Annotated in this window: 14 protein-coding genes and 1 pseudogene; 7 read left to right on the forward strand and 8 right to left on the reverse strand. The window is 58.8% G+C overall.

The window, feature by feature from the left end; all coding sequences use genetic code 11:
* Nucleotides 1–68: 68 nt before the first annotated feature.
* The 3 genes from AYJ54_RS40670 to arfA are packed head-to-tail and all read left to right on the forward strand — an operon-like array spanning nt 69 to nt 3325.
* Nucleotides 69–938 (forward strand): carbohydrate ABC transporter permease, encoded by an 870-nt coding sequence (locus AYJ54_RS40670; protein ID WP_082906058.1) that lies wholly within the window; start codon nt 69–71, stop codon nt 936–938.
* Nucleotides 935–1771, forward strand: a complete 837-nt coding sequence (locus AYJ54_RS40675; RefSeq protein WP_063708119.1) for a carbohydrate ABC transporter permease — start codon at nt 935–937, stop codon at nt 1769–1771. Before AYJ54_RS40670 ends, AYJ54_RS40675 begins: the two co-directional genes overlap by 4 nt.
* A 27-nt stretch (nt 1772–1798) precedes the next feature.
* Nucleotides 1799–3325 (forward strand): arabinosylfuranosidase ArfA, encoded by a 1527-nt coding sequence (gene arfA / locus AYJ54_RS40680; RefSeq protein ID WP_063708120.1) that lies wholly within the window; start codon nt 1799–1801, stop codon nt 3323–3325.
* A 298-nt stretch (nt 3326–3623) separates the two neighbouring features.
* On the opposite strand, the gene AYJ54_RS40685 is transcribed toward arfA, so the two are convergent.
* Together AYJ54_RS40685 and AYJ54_RS40690 are read right to left on the reverse strand one after the other, a co-directional pair.
* Nucleotides 3624–4121: a hypothetical protein gene (locus AYJ54_RS40685; protein ID WP_063708121.1), complete on the reverse strand. Its 498-nt coding sequence runs from the start codon at nt 4119–4121 to the stop codon at nt 3624–3626.
* A gap of 148 nt (nt 4122–4269) precedes the next feature.
* A complete protein-coding gene (locus AYJ54_RS40690; protein ID WP_063708130.1) occupies nt 4270–4461 on the reverse strand; it encodes a hypothetical protein in 192 nt (63 codons plus the stop codon).
* A gap of 2125 nt (nt 4462–6586) precedes the next feature.
* On the opposite strand from AYJ54_RS40690, the gene AYJ54_RS50960 reads away from it, so the two are divergent.
* Nucleotides 6587–6757, forward strand: a complete 171-nt coding sequence (locus tag AYJ54_RS50960; protein ID WP_161491939.1) for a hypothetical protein — start codon at nt 6587–6589, stop codon at nt 6755–6757.
* A 1308-nt stretch (nt 6758–8065) separates the two neighbouring features.
* Nucleotides 8066–8704: a DedA family protein gene (locus tag AYJ54_RS40700; protein ID WP_063708123.1), complete on the forward strand. Its 639-nt coding sequence runs from the start codon at nt 8066–8068 to the stop codon at nt 8702–8704.
* Between the two features lie 60 nt (nt 8705–8764).
* Here AYJ54_RS40700 and AYJ54_RS50230 read toward each other — a convergent pair.
* The 5 genes and pseudogenes from AYJ54_RS50230 to AYJ54_RS40720 all read right to left on the reverse strand — a co-directional run.
* A pseudogene (locus AYJ54_RS50230) lies at nt 8765–8899 on the reverse strand (IS110 family transposase); the annotation flags it as partial.
* A 107-nt stretch (nt 8900–9006) separates the two neighbouring features.
* Nucleotides 9007–9234 carry a hypothetical protein gene (locus AYJ54_RS40710; protein WP_063708131.1) on the reverse strand — a complete coding sequence of 76 codons (228 nt, stop codon included), beginning with the start codon at nt 9232–9234 and terminating at the stop codon, nt 9007–9009.
* A gap of 313 nt (nt 9235–9547) precedes the next feature.
* A complete protein-coding gene (locus AYJ54_RS48385) occupies nt 9548–9733 on the reverse strand; it encodes a hypothetical protein (RefSeq protein WP_082906061.1) in 186 nt (61 codons plus the stop codon).
* 244 nt (nt 9734–9977) lie between these two features.
* On the reverse strand, nt 9978–11255 hold the full coding sequence (locus tag AYJ54_RS40715; RefSeq protein WP_245329259.1) for a complex I NDUFA9 subunit family protein: 1278 nt from the start codon (nt 11253–11255) through the stop codon (nt 9978–9980).
* A 221-nt stretch (nt 11256–11476) separates the two neighbouring features.
* Nucleotides 11477–11788: an aldehyde dehydrogenase family protein gene (locus AYJ54_RS40720; protein WP_082906062.1), complete on the reverse strand. Its 312-nt coding sequence runs from the start codon at nt 11786–11788 to the stop codon at nt 11477–11479.
* On the opposite strand from AYJ54_RS40720, the gene AYJ54_RS40725 reads away from it, so the two are divergent.
* Nucleotides 11757–12356 carry an IclR family transcriptional regulator domain-containing protein gene (locus AYJ54_RS40725; RefSeq protein WP_063708126.1) on the forward strand — a complete coding sequence of 200 codons (600 nt, stop codon included), beginning with the start codon at nt 11757–11759 and terminating at the stop codon, nt 12354–12356. The two genes, AYJ54_RS40720 and AYJ54_RS40725, sit on opposite strands and share 32 nt — an antisense overlap.
* Nucleotides 12357–12729: 373 nt before the next feature.
* Nucleotides 12730–13920, forward strand: a complete 1191-nt coding sequence (locus AYJ54_RS40730; RefSeq protein WP_063708127.1) for an NADH-quinone oxidoreductase subunit D — start codon at nt 12730–12732, stop codon at nt 13918–13920.
* A 164-nt stretch (nt 13921–14084) separates the two neighbouring features.
* Here the strand turns inward: AYJ54_RS40730 and AYJ54_RS40735 are convergent.
* On the reverse strand, nt 14085–15098 hold a 1014-nt coding region (locus AYJ54_RS40735), incomplete at its 5' end, for a S1C family serine protease (protein ID WP_210184081.1).

The raw sequence follows: 15098 nt of genomic DNA on the forward strand, positions 1-15098 counted from the left end.
TCGCCCTGCCCTTGGCGGGTCGAAATGCCTGCCGTTCAAATCGAGCCTCTTCCAAGAGATCTGACGTCATGCGTTGGCAGCGCGGCCTATGGCTGTTCCTGGTTCCGAGTTTTGGCCTGATGACGCTCGTTCTCTTGTGGCCTCTCGGATATGCCGCCTATCTGAGCACGTTCGATTACCATCTCGGCTCTCCCGGGATGCATTTCGTCGGACTGGCGAACTACGCGCAATTGCTGAGTGAGGCACGCTTCTGGCAGTCGTTATGGACCACAATTGGCATCGCTCTGGGATCGGTCGCCGTCGAGTTCACCTCGGGCTTTGCTCTCGCGCTCGCGCTTTACAGGCTGACGTTCAGCGTGCGCGCATTCATGATCCTCCTCTTCCTGCCGCACATCATCACGCCAGTCGTGGCGACGCTCTTTCTGAAATGGATCCTCACATCCAACTGGGGTTTGATTGACGCGACGCTCTTGACCTTCAACGTCAATCCGCCGGACTGGCTGGGCAATCCAATCTGGGCAAGGATTTGCGTCGTCCTCGCCGACGCGTGGATCTTCACGCCCTTTGTCATGCTGGTGCTCTACGCTGCCCTGCAGACGCTGGACCAGGCACAAATAGAAGCGGCGAAGATCGACGGGGCCGGCGGCTGGCGTATCGTTCGCCACATCGTCCTGCCGTCCCTGGTACCGGTGATCGTGTTCACCGTGTCCGTCCGGCTCATGGATGTCTTCCGGTTCTTCGACACGATCTACGTCCTGACCGGAGGCGGGCCAGGGACCGCCACCGAGACAATAACGATGTACACCTACCAGCTCGGTTTTCAGTTGCTGCAGGTCGGAAAGGCATCCGCCCTTGGTATCATTACGCTCGTCATAGTCGCCGCGATCATCGCGGCGTTCAGCGGCATTCTGCAACGCGGGTACGGACGAAGCTCATGAAGACCCGCCGGTTGCCGTATGTGCGTAACCAGACGCTGCTCTTTGCCGGCCTGGCGCTTTTCACTTTCATAAACTTGGTCCCGCTGATCTGGGCCGCCTTGACGTCGGTCAAGAATCCCGCCGACGCGTTCACGGTGCCACCAACCATTATCTTCGAGCCGACCATTACGTACCATCGCGAGGTCTGGCTCGATCGCGGCTTCGTCCACTATCTGATCAACAGCCTTATCGTCTCGGCAGGCACAATGCTCATTTCGGTCCCGATCGGCAGCCTTGCAGCCTACGCGCTATCGCGCATGCCACAGCGCCGCGCGTCTCCTGTCCTGTTCGGACTGTTCACGATCCGCATGTTTCCCCACATGCTGCTGGCCATTCCATTCTTCGTCATGGGCAGCTTCCTGAACATGATCGACACCTACCCGCTCCTGATCCTGGCGCTTGTGGCGATCAACCAGCCCTTCACGATCTGGCTGATGTACAGTTTCTTCCTCGACATTCCTCGCGATCTCGACGAGGCGGCAGCCATAGACGGTTGCAATCTCTGGCAGACATTCCGGATCGTGATCCTGCCCCTGGCTCGCCCTGGCCTGACGGTTGCGGCACTCTTCAGCCTGCTCCTGTCATATAACGAGTTCCTGTTCGCGCTGGTGCTGACAGGCATTCGGACGAAGACTTTGCCGGTCGCGATCGCATCCTTTGGGGGCGAGGACGTGAGCGATTGGTCCATTTCAGCCGCGGGCGCCATTGGCATCATGCTGCCGATCGTTCTGATCATGCTTTTCGTCCAGCGCCATCTCGTGCGCGGGCTCACCATCGGGGCCGTCAAGGGCTGACCAGCCTCAATTTCAGCAGGATGATCCATGGCTAAAGCTTCCATCGTTCTCGATCCGGCCTTCACAGTTGGAAAGACGGACCCTCGCCTCTTCGGTAGCTTCGTCGAGCATCTCGGGCGATGTGTCTATGGCGGCATATTCGAGCCCGGACACCCGACCGCCGACGATGAAGGCTTCCGGCAAGACGTCATTGAGTTGGTCCGCGAACTTGGGGTGACTGTCATCAGGTATCCCGGCGGCAATTTCGTATCCGGCTACAACTGGGAAGATGGAGTTGGTCCAATCGACAAGCGGCCCCGGCGTCGAGAACTGGCCTGGTTCAGCACCGAGACCAATGCGTTCGGCACCAATGAATTCATGAGCTGGTGTGCGAAGGCCGGGCTGGAACCAATGATGGCCGTGAATCTCGGCACGAAAGGCGCAGACGAAGCCAGAGGGTTGCTCGAATACTGCAACGTGGAAGGTGGCACGGCACTCAGCGCGCTGCGGCACCAACATGGGCATCCGAATCCTCATCGCGTCAAGCTCTGGTGTCTTGGCAATGAAATGGATGCCCCGTGGCAGATCGGCGCCAAGACCGCCCGCGAATATGGCACGCTGGCCCGTGAATCTGCCAAGCTGATGCGTTGGCTTGATCCCAGCATCGAATTGGTCGCATGCGGCTCGTCTAGCCGCAGTATGCCGACATTCGCCGAATGGGAAAGAATCGTTCTGGAGGAGACATTCGACGTGGTCGAGTACATCTCGCTCCACGGTTACTTTTCCAAGCACGGCGACAAATCGCGCGATTTCATGGCTGAAGCCGATTTGGTCGGACGCTATATCGATGAGATTGTCGCGGTCGCAGATGGCGTGGCCGCCCGCCGGCGATCACCCAAGCGGATTATGCTTTCCTTCGACGAATGGAACGTCTGGTATCGCACTCGCGACCGCGCCACCCGAACCAAGCCGGGCTGGCCCGAAGCTCCAGCCATTCTCGAAGAGCTCTTCACGATGGAAGACGCTCTAGTCTTCGGCGCGGCCCTCCTGACACTGATCAACAGATGCAACCGGGTCAAAGCCGCGTGCGTGGCTCAGCTCGTCAACGTCATCGGGCTTATCATGACTGAGACAGGGGGGCGAGCGTGGCGGCAGCCGATCTTCTATCCATTCCAGCATGCGGCCCAATGGGCTCGGGGAACGGTTCTCGATATGCGCCTGGCTTGCGGGACATTTACGGCAGGCGATGGCGAACAATTTCCTGACATTGTCAGCGCTGCCGTTCTTGCCGAGGACGGCAAGAGCCTTAGTCTTTTCTGCGTAAATCGAAATTTCGACTTGGCAATTGACCTGGAGATCGATCTGCGCGGGTTCGACTTGAGCAATTTCGTCGAAAGCCGTGTCATGATTTCGGACGACATAAACGCGACGAATACCGCGGACGATCCGGAACGCGTAAGGCCCCAGAACGGCCCTGCCGCGACGCGCCACAAGGGCGCCTGGCACCTGAACCTCCCGCCAGCGTCGTGGAATGTGTTCCGTTTCGAATGCGAGCCCGTGGACCAGCGTATTTGAATGTCTAACCGGCACGATCTGATTGATTTCTGGAGCGGTCGGTGACCTTCGCGTATTGAGGAACGATTGGCTACTTGAGGTGGGGCCGCCGGCACTTCAAGCAATATCGGCCGAGACATGCTCTAACCAGATCGCAATTGCTGCGCTGCATTAATATGCGCAAGCGTATGGCGTATGAGCTCTGGCGCGCGCTTGCTTACCCGCAAGCTTTCGCCTCTCGTGCACCACACTCAAAATGGCCGACCAACGTCGTTTGAGGGCGCGTGTCCGACCAGGAAGGTCCCGTCAGCCAGATCCGCTAGGTCTTGCCGAACCCCCCATGACGATCCTTTGGAGATTCGTTCAACAGCCCGGCGAGCCTTAGACCTTCCAGAATGCCTTCGAGCCGCTGCTCCCGGATCATGGCGGCAAGCATTGAAACGGCATCCCTCTCCCGAACCGTGAAGTGGACGCCAGGCGATCGCTCAAGCAAGACATCCAAGAGCTTCGGTAAGTCCGCTGCGTGATGGCGCAAAGTCGAGACCGCGTCTTCTGCGAGATAGGAAGCCATATCTCCACCCGACGGTGAGTGACAATCGAACTCTGCCGAAGCACTCTCTTTGATTGACCGACGGATCAGCCCACTTTGCTGCTTTGCCGCCATCCAGAGCATAAAGACTGCGTCGGCGAGCTTTTCCCGTGGCAAGCCTCTCAACTCAACGATTCCGGCCTGGATTTCATCTCCGGAACTCTCGTTTCGCTGCCGCTGCTCCTGCGCAGTATTCGCGTGCGATCCGCCTTTTTGCCTTCGAAACATCGCTTTGCTCTCCGGCCGACGGATATACCTTGGTGAGTCAGTCGAATGAAAGCGCGAATTGCGCAATGCCCGCGGTGAGCGACATCGATCGGTATCCGCATCTGGGACAAACGATCGTATCCCGGCTTTGCCAAACCAAAATCGCAGCTCAACCGATGTTGATCTCGTGGTCCATTTTTGCCAGCGCGTCGTAGACCTTCACCTGCAACACCGGAAATCGTCGTTTCAGATCTCTGGCGCCACTCTCGACTCCATCCTTCGTGGAGAATTCTGCCTTCACACAGCCGTCGACCAGAATTGCATAACCAGTTGCAGGTAGGTTTCGAATGGATTTCGGCATTTTGCTAGCTTTCCGGTCGACTGTCGTCACCTTGCTTAGGGTGAGTCTCACGGATTCGGCAAGCACGACGACACACGCTTGCACTCCCTTCGCCTCTGCAGGGCAACTCGCGACGGCAAACCGTCCCCAATTACTGTCCCATGAGAGCGAGCCGGGTTGAGTCCGCACGAGGGTTAGAAGATGGCAACCTTTGGAGTTGCCTCGCACCGGCCCTCAGAGAACCGGGTGCATTGTCGCCTCTCCCATTAACGCGTTTGCCTCAAGGCAGTCTTTTCGAGCGGCTCGTCACCGTCGAGCGATGCAGTAACAGCTGGGCTTTCGTTGTCGTGGCAGCTATCGCAAAATAGGCGGAACGCAACTGAGCAATTGTTTCTGCTAGCGCGTTTCCCGATGCACGGAGCTGCCTGATCGCAGACCGATTTTCGATTCTGTGCTCATGCACCTGCGAAATGACCCTTGCGGCACGGAATAACAGATCCGGGCGCTCTGGTGATGGAGGTTCAGTGCTCTTACACAAGCGCGGACTGGTGGAGAGCAATAGGAACAGCGCCCGCTCGGCCTTGTACCTCGCTCCGGCACGACTGAATTCTGAGCCGGACATTACGACCTGCCCAGCCGTTGTGCAGACGCGCCATTTCCATCGGCTGCGTCCGCGCTTCTTCAAGACAATATCGAACTCAGCGAACCGGCCACGGTATGGGCCGCCGTTTTGGGGAGGATGAAGCACGCGACGCCCCGAACGCCTTTGATCTAAACCCAAACTTACCCGATCTTTGCGATCGGGCAAGAGGGCTCTCTGGTTCATTGCATAATGGCTCCCGCAACGAGCGGCGGCCTAAGTCGCTACCGCTCTCACGCGCACGTACGAACCAGGAGCGTTCTCAATAACGGGCAAGTTGCCTCCGCGGGGCTGACGCGCCGGGACGCGCGGCCGAAGAAGCCGACAGAAGACGAACCAGGCTCTAGTGCCGCGTTGGATCGCTCGGTAACACCACCCAAGCGTCCTTCGGTCTCCAGCGATGCATCTCGCCACACCGCGGGCACCTTAACGGGATTTCGACGTTAGGTAGGGTTTCGAACACGACGGTCTCCGTATTCAGCCCGGTGAAGACGGCCTGACCTGTGACGGGACATCGGATCAAAATATCCGGCACTCTACGAAACCAGCCTTTTCAGTTTGTCGCAAATGACGGAGCCCCAACGGATGTATCGCCCGGCGCCGACGTTGGCATCAGGACCATGACCGAGATGATTCTGATACTGGCGACGAGCGCGTCGCGCTGGTCGGATTGATCATCGCCCTATTCGAGACTAAGGCGGCGTCGGAGCGCAAGCGCCTCAAAAGGTAACTGAGAAACGGCCCCGGCACGGGGCTGGCAGGCGCCGCAGCGGAGGCCGAAGAAGGTCCGCCAGCGTGAACCGGCGGGCCTGCACTTTATCGGTGCTCTTCAGGCATCAGGACGCTGTAAAGCTTGGCGACGATGCCCGGAACCCGGCCACGGGGCATCGATAGTCCTGAAAAGACGGCCCCGGCCGGTGGGGCTTGATAGGGGGAAGGCCGGGGCCGCTTGGGGATGCTTGGCCCTTGGCATAGACCAAGCGGCTGCAAGCTTACTCTCCGCTCACAGCAATTCTGTTCGTTTCAGCACATTGGCGACGCGATTTCGGACAGGAACTTACCGAATTTATGAAGCGGTGACGTGTCCCGCCTGTCTACGCCTGCACTTCGTCAGCCGCAAAACCGGAAAGCTCCTATCGCAGAAATAGAACCTCCGCACGATCCTCACGCTTAGGTCTCGACAAAGGAACGACCCCGGCAGGGGGCTGGCGGGCGCCGGAGCCGTCCCATCCCTCTTGGCGCGCGCCCCGCCGAGCGCAATGCAATCGTACCGGGAAAATCCCAAGGACGTGCTGCTTTGTCGGCGCGGCAGCCTGACGCGAATCTAACTCAAGCATCTGGTGTTTGCGCGAGCCGCAGCCGAGAGGAACGAATGAGACCGCTGGAGGGCGGAAGGCCGCGACCATAAACCGGGCTCCATCACGACCGCGTGCACGAAGCCGTTTCGATCCCCACACGAAACGATGCTGAAACGAAGCCCTCCAATCCTTTCTGAGATTGACGTCTATGAAGGAAGATAAAATGGGCAGACTGATTTTCGGCGCGGCTCTGCTGGCGGTCGTAGCCATGGGATGTTCAACACTGATCTCGGCCTCCCTTTCTGCAGCCCGGGATGCGAAGGCAGCAACATTTTCTGAACGATTTGCACCGGCGCTGAAGTCCGCCTCCAGCGGCTAGCGTTTGGCTCTCGCCTCGCCACAAGATGGCCCGCCGTGAGCCGGCGGGCTTGGTGAATGCGGGACCGAAGCCCCGCGCTCCTGATGGGCGCATCGGGACCTTGAGACATTGCAAGCGTTGAGGTCTCCGACACAGGGCAGGATTGCGAACCCGGAGTTCTAGCCGTGAGTACGGTCCCTCTGGAGCTTGAAAGACGGTCCGCGCAGCGGTGAGCCACCGGATTTGAACGGCCCATTCCGCCAACCCAGCAAGAGCGTCAGGCCAACAGCGACGGGCGGCAGGTCCTCCCTCGCTCAAAGCGAAAGACGTCATCCGCCAAGATGAGGCGCCCGGCGATGTGTTGCCAGCCGGGCCCGCGTCCGCTCCGTGCAGGATGGACGAGATCCCGCCGGGCACGGAATGAGCCGTTCGTGTCATAAGCTCGCAATCAAACTGTCTTACACAGTGGCTTTCCGACAAATTGACGGTCGGATCGAGCAAGAAGTGTGCTTGCGATCTATACTGCGCAGGCAATTCGCGAATTGTTTCAGTACACCGGATATTCAGCGCATGACGTACGATTCAGCTACCGTCCATATGCTTCGCGACGTTCTAGATGAAGTTCTTGCAAGCGCGTCATTCACTCAGCAGCAACATCGCTCTGCGGTGGAGGTTGCCGAGCGCATTCTTTGGCTTGCCTCCCAAGGAGAACGCGAGCGGGGAGCAATCAAACGGCACCTGCTAAACGAGTTTTTGGAATCTACCGAGAGCAGTTATGCCTGATAACAATGTTGGTTTTGACCTAATCGGGTGATTAGGCTCCCCCGAGGAAGGGAGAGAGATGCTGGGCACCAGCAAGGATACGGTGCACATTGCTTGTGTCCCTCGATCGTGCAACGTGCGACGGAGCTGCGGGAGCAGTTGCTTCCTTGACATCCATCAACGCCCAATCCCTTTTCTTCCCTCTTCCCTCTTCCCACTTCGCAAAGCACTGCAAAGCGTCGCCTGCCAAGGGAGCTGAGCCTCGTTTGACGGCCTCTTGTTTGGAGATGTCGGCATGTGGCCCCGAGCCAGCCGACCAAAGCCCAAGCCATTAACAGGTGGCTGTCGGCGATAGACCGGACGCCGGGCCGCGTTTGCCCCGACCGCCGCTTGCGACCCGAGCCGGAAGTCGAGCGCGGCCAAAACAAAGATCCTTGCCGCGCTGATGCTGTTGACCTGCGTGTGCTAGGATTACTGCAAATCGGCAACCACCCCGGCGCAGCATACCCACGTCCTGCCAATGGGGGGACAGCTCGACCCCCAAAGTGCAGCAGGCAGTCTGAGAAGATGGATCTTGCTTCTTTATCGAGTTCTCTGCTTCGTTTGATCCAAGTTCACGGAACTTGGATCATTTCTGTCGTTGTTGCGCTAGAAAGCGCCGGTGTGCCTCTTCCCGGAGAGACGATCCTTGTTGCTGCCGCTCTCCTGGCCGCCGCCAACAATCAGATTGATATCGCTGTCGTCGTAGCCGCGGCTGCAGCAGGTGCGATCGTGGGAGACGGGATCGGATACACGGTGGGGCGCCGTTTCGGAATGCCGCTTCTTCGCAAATATGGGCGATACATTCGTCTCGATGAAAACCGATTGCTGATCGGTCGATATCTGTTCTTTCGATATGGGGCCGCGGTCGTATTTTTTGGTCGCTTTATAGCGGTGCTACGAATGTTTGCGGCTTTGCTTGCTGGAGCAAATTGCATGCCGGCGCGTCGCTTTTTCTTCTTCAACGTGACCGGCGGCATCTGCTGGGCATCTCTCTTCGGCTTCGGTGCATACGCTGTCGGGACCGAAATTTACAAGATTTCTGAAACGCTGAGCCTAGTGTCTCTAGGATTGTTTATTTGCGCCGGATTTGCGCTTTCGCGCATCATTCGGCGATATGAAATTGTGCTCCTTCGTCAAGCCGAGCGTGGGCTACCGGATCGCTAAATCGAAATGACTGTTCGCTGTAGGCGGCTTGGCTTTACGCAGATCCGTTCTGTTTTCGACGGAGCGTATGGGCCGCCGCGACCACTTCCGCCGCAGCACGATGGCACCGCGGTGATCATGACCCACGATCTGGAACGAGTTTTTGCCGATATCGATGCCGATCGCGGCGCTCGTCGCGTTGGGTTTCTGAGACATGGCGCGCTCCTTGTCCTGAGGGCCCCTTGCCAGCTTCTCGTGCCGGCAGGGCCGGAGCACGGCCGGACCATCCCATTAGCGGACTCCGCCTAACCATTCGCATCGATTTACGCAGCGCGTTCCTTGTCTGACTTTTCCTCGACAGTGGTCGCGGTTTCTTCCAACCCCTTTTCGTAATTGCCCGCGAACCTCTCAATGCTGTCGGCCCACATCCTCAGCATTGAGATCTGAAAGTGCATGATTGGCTTCAAGGCATTCATGCCTATTTCTGTCGCTGCGGCGACGCGCCTCTGTGGATCGCGCGCGAAACGGTTTTCGCTAATCTTATCTGCCATGCTGTTCTCCTTCATTCTGGCGTTACGGCTTAAGGCTGAGTGTCGGGTTGTGCACGTCGTGATTCCAAACACTCAGCCAAAGCTCGATCTGCCGCGAGTCTCGCACCTCGGTCGTCATGCAATTCGTCCAGTTTTTTCAAGTAAACGACTGCCGCCATTTGCAAGGGATCGAAATCGTATTCGCCGGTGTCACAAAGATTGGCGATGTAGCGATAGAGGGCGGAACGCCTGCTATCGTTCTCGCGGATACCGCTGTGGAGTAGCAAGTAGTTCCGCCATGCGAACGCGCACGCACCTTCCCTTGCCTGAGCAGTCACGGGGCACCTCCCAAAAGCCAAAGAAAGACTGACAAGCCGTTTGGTTCCGTGAATTTCTCGGGCGTAATGCTGTTCCGTAGCTGCGCTGCAAGATATTTGCGGGCGACATCGGTGCGGCGGTCGGCGACGCCCATGACGCAATCGGTCACGCTGTTGGCTGTTCGGGCTTGCCGGATGACCATGCGTGTTCCCTGGAAGATGAGACTGCAGAACGGGCGCGACTTCCGGTTCCGGCCCTGAGCTGAACAGCGCAAGAACCGCAGCCGCGCCGGCAGCCTGCGGGAGCCGGACGCCACAGGATCATTGGGCCGACCGCCGCTGTTTCCCCTGTGTCGACCAATCGCGCTTGGTACCCGACCTAGCAAGCAAGCCGGTTCCCGACATCAACAATCACATCGTGACGCGGTAACGAAGTCGCCTTAGCACCTAGCTGGTGCGCGTCTCCTTTGGAGTTTGAGTTTCCTCGTTGGTTTGCTTGAGCATTGCTTTAAGTTCTTCTTCGAGCGATCGCGGCGAAATTCCGAGTAGACCAAATCCCGGCCGGCTGCCTGAGGCCGTCGTGTCGATCTGCATAAGCTCAACCTGATTGCGCGTGAGCGGCGGGCGCGGCAGGATTTCAGCGAGGCCGGCGGCGGCATTCCAGAAAGCAAAGGGTATTCGCACCAGCATTGGCCGCAATCCAGCTGTGCGCGCAATGGTCCGCAACAGCTCCTCGTATGAGTAAACGCGCGGGCCGGCCAGCTCGTAGATCGGATACGGTCTTTGCGTTTGCCGTAGGACTTGTGCGATCGCCGCGGCGACGTCGTCTACATGTACCGGCTGAAGCCTTGTCCTGCCATCGCCGAATAGCGGATAAGCCGGCAAGGTCCGAAGCAACCCAAGAATTGTCGTGAGAAAGACGTCGTCCGGCGCGAACATTACCGCAGAGCGGATAACGGCTGCGCCAGGGAATGTGGCTTGCACGGCCGCCTCGCCCTCGCCGCGACTGCGAATATAGGGTGAAGACGATGCGGGGTCCGCACCTATTCCTGACAGGTGCACAAACCGTTTGATACCGGCCTGCCGCGCCACTCTGGCGATCCTAGCGGCCGCTTCGACGTGCACCGAATGAAATGTGTCGCCTCCATGCTCGGCGTAAAGACTGATCGCGTTGATAACGCCGTCGGTCCCCATAACAGCGGCCTCTATGGAGCGCTCGTCATGTGCATCAGCGATGACGTGTTCCACGTTGTCGCCCTCGGCCGGCGCGAGATGCCGCGAGGCTGCGCGCACCATTACGGCGGACTCGCTCAAATGGCGCACGACGCGACGACCAACAAACCCAGTCCCACCAAACACGGTGACCCGGTTCATTCTCCGGTCCATCGCGCGACCTTGTGCGACGTTCTGTATTGATCCGCCGAGCGACGCGCGCACTGTCTCGGCGGCCTCCGCCGGCGAACTGCCTTGGTTGAGATGATGGGAGATCACATCGATCAAGATTTGCACTGCAGGGCCGACTGCTTGCCACTCCTTCTTGACTTGATCAATCAGCGGCTGCGCTTCATTATAGAGCGTTTCCGCCTGTTCGATGATTGGATGTGCCTGATTGAGAAGATCGATCAGCGCTTTGGTTGCCGGCAATGACCGCTCAATTTGTTCAAGCTGCGCATCGCTGAGACCGGATACGTGACCAATGACTTCAAGGAGCAAGTGTTTCAGCATAGCTCAACCTTGCTGGTAGCGGCACAACAACTCAGGGCAACCAAGCGAAAGTGGGCACGGGCTCGGGGGGTGTCAGTTGCTATGTGATCCGACAGCGTCCGATCGCCACCCCCTTTGAGCTTGGGACAATCTGGCTGATATTTAGTCTCACATCAATTGTGTCCAGCATCTGGATGCCATGGGAAAGGCCTATCTGAACCGGGCAGATCTGGAGAAGGCCGTTAGCGTTCCAGGCGTCCGCCCTCGGTTGTGAGTCGAACGGGCCACGTCTGATGCGAGATATTCTTGACGACGGTGTAACTTTGCAGACCTTCGATGCCGCCTTCGCGGCCATAGCCGCTGTCCTTCACGCCTCCGAACGGCGTCTCAGCGATCGAAGCGACGAAATGGTTGATCGAAAGATTTCCGCACTCGATATTGGCCATCATCGTGGAGAGGTAATCGGAATCGCGAGTGAAGCCGTAGGCCGCCAAGCCGAATGGCAGGCTGTTGGCCCGCCGAATGGCTTCCTCCAGAGAGGAGAAAGGACTCACCGGGGCGAGCGGACCGAACGGTTGCCGCTTGGCTTACGAGATAGGACTTGCGGCTTCCGAGCGGCTCAATCTGGCTCAGCTCTGCAAGCCGGCCCTGACTCGCATAGCTGAAGAAACTGGCGACACCGTCTTCTTGATGGTGCGAAGCGGCGACGACTGCATCTGCGCGGATCGGGCAATGGGCTCCTATCCCATCAAGACCTTCGTGGTCGACGTGGGAACGTGCCGCCCCCTTGGCATCGGCGCGGGCAGCCTGGCCATCCTGAGCGCGTTGCCGGAAGACGTCGCCGATCAGGTGATCGACCGGAACGCGTCGCGAATAGCCGAATACGAAGATATGCCGCTGGCGCGATTGCGCGACACGACGGTGCAGGCCCGCCGAGTCGGACACGTTGCAACGGACGTCGTAAGGGTGGCGGGGGTACGCGCGGTCAGAGTCGCGGTAGTCGCGGCAAGCGGTCGACCGGTTGCAGCTATGAGCATCGCAGCCATCGCCTCCCGCATGACGCCTGATCGCGAAAAGGACCTCTCCAATGATATCAATAGCTTGTCGGCCGTTTCCAAATGAAACGGCAGAGGATTAGTGTAGGCAAAAATGCGAAGGCAAGGCGCGCCTCCGACCACCAATATCGATGCTCATTCCGGGCGACCATCTGAGTGCCCGGAGCGTTGCCCTCCAAAGGCAAAAACCGCGAGGCGAGAGGTTTAGGAACGAGCAAGGCTTGGGCCGCGTTGCTGGTCCAATGCCCATTTGGGTCGGAGTGAGTTGCACAGTTCTGCAACAGTTCTCTAGCGGGAAGTCGGTCGGCCGTGCCCCGCTTGCGGCGCCAATTGCTCACGAGTTCTGTGCGGCGCCTAGGGTTCGCTAAGTCGGTGAACTCGCTAAGTCGGTGAAGCTACGCCGGCCACGGACCCGCCGACGCCGCAACCGTGAGTTCGCCATGGCGGAAGAAGGCCTTCGCAATTTCACCATCAATTTTGGTCCCCAACATCCTGCGGCCCACGGCGTGCTTCGCCTAGTGCTGGAACTTGATGGCGAGGTGGTCCGTCGCGTCGATCCTCACATCGGCCTGCTCCATCGCGGGACCGAAAAACTGATTGAACACAAGACCTATTTGCAGGCAATCGGGTATTTCGACCGGCTCGACTATGTTGCGCCGATGAACCAGGAACATGCGTTCTGCCTCGCAGCCGAAAAGCTGCTCGGCATCGAAGCGCCGCGACGCGGTCAATTGATTCGCGTGCTGTTCTGTGAAATTGGACGTCTGCTCTCGCATCTTCTCAACATCACAACCCAGGCGATGGATGTTGGTGCACTCACCCCACCGCTGTGGGGATTCGAGGAACGTGAGAAGCTGATGGTGTTTTATGAACGCGCGTCCGGTGCGCGCATGCACGCAAATTATTTCCGTATCGGCGGCGTGCATCAAGACCTGCCACCCAAGCTGATTGACGACATTGAAGCCTTTTGCGATCCGTTCCTGCGTGTAGTGGACGATCTGGATGGGCTGCTGACAGACAACCGCATCTTCAAGCAGCGCAATGTCGACGTTGGGAGGGTTACGCTGAAAGAGGCCTGGGAATGGGGCTTTTCCGGCGTCATGGTGCGTGGCTCGGGCGCCGCCTGGGACCTTCGCAAGGCACAGCCCTATGAGTGCTATCCGGAAATGGATTTCGACATTCCGATCGGTAAAAATGGCGACTGCTATGACCGCTATCTGGTCCGCATGGAAGAAATGCGTCAGTCGGTGCGCATCATGAGACAGTGCGTCTCCAAGCTCCGCGCTCCCGACGGGCAGGGTCCGGTGGCGATACAAGACAACAAGATCTTCCCCCCGCGCCGCGGAGAGATGAAGCGCTCGATGGAAGCCTTGATCCACCACTTCAAGCTTTACACGGAAGGCGTTCGCGTGCCAGCCGGCGAGGTCTATGCTGCAGTGGAAGCCCCCAAGGGCGAGTTCGGTGTCTACCTGGTCTCCGATGGCACGAACCAACCCTATAAGTGCAAGATCCGGGCGCCATCGTTCGCACATCTGCAAGCAATGGATTTGCTCAGCCGCGGCCATTTGCTGGCGGACGTCTCGGCGATCATCGGTTCGCTGGACATCGTCTTTGGGGAGATCGATCGATAAGGGGCGCGAAAAGGACCCTGCGCGCAGATCCAAGTCGACGAGCAACGAGTCACCTAGCCGTTGTCAAAGCCAAACCTGGGAAGTCTTCCGGCGCGAGAGATGGGGCATTGGGCTCGATGGCTTGAGCGGTCGTGCCGCAGCCCCGATCGCCGCGCAGGTGTGCTCTACTGAGCGGTAAGCTGGCCCAGCGTTACGGTCAATGCTCTCTGTTCTTTGTTCCGAACCATGGAGAGCTCGATTGAAGAGCTTGGCGCCGCCGCATGGACTTTCTTGGTGAGCTCGTTTGCGCTCTTGATGGGCTCGCCGCCGATCGACGTGATCACATCCCCGCTCTTTAATCCGGCCTTCGCGGCTGGACCGCTGGCTTGAACACCGATGACGATGGCGCCGCGAAGATTGTTTGCGCCGATACTTTCGGCGATGTCGGGGGTCACCGATTGAACTTCCGCTCCCATCCACCCTCGCGTGACCGCGCCCTTGTCCTTCAGTTGCGGGATCACCGCATTCACCGTGTCTGCGGGAATCGCAAAAGCCACACCGACCGAGCCGCCCGAGGGCGAAAGAATCATGCTGTTCACACCGATGACGTTGCCATGCGTGTTGAGGCTCGGCCCGCCCGAATCGCCGCGGTTGATCGGCGCATCTATCTGAATGAAGTCGTCCGAAGACCCCATCCCCAGGTCGCGCGCACGCGCTGAAACGATACCCGCGGTGACAGTATTTCCGAGCCCGAACGAATTGCCTACCGTAAGCACCCAATCGCCGGTGCGTGGTGGTTGATCGGCCAGCTTCAAATAGGCGAAGTCCGTGCGCCCATCGACCTTGAGCAGGGCGAGATCACTCAGCGGGTCCTTGCCGACGATCTTGGCTGGGTAGATTTTGTCCTCATTCGTACGGATCTCGGCCGTATCGCTGCCTGCCACGATATCGTTGTTCGTCACCGCATAACCGTCCGGGGAGATGAAGAAACCCGAGCCGATCGAGATCATGTCCCCGGATTTCGGCGCAACGCCCGGACCGTGCGGTTCGGACCTTGGAACAGCCCTTCTTGGAGTGTCTTGATCGGGCGCCCCATCAGGTCCGGACGATGGGCCGGATTCCTCGTCTGCCGCGGCCGCCTTGGCACTGACCCCAACCACAGCCGGTCCGGCCTTTTCGGCAAGATCGGCGAACCTTCC

Source organism: Bradyrhizobium centrolobii (genome assembly GCF_001641635.1).
Taxonomy (GTDB): Bacteria; Pseudomonadota; Alphaproteobacteria; order Rhizobiales; family Xanthobacteraceae; genus Bradyrhizobium; species Bradyrhizobium centrolobii.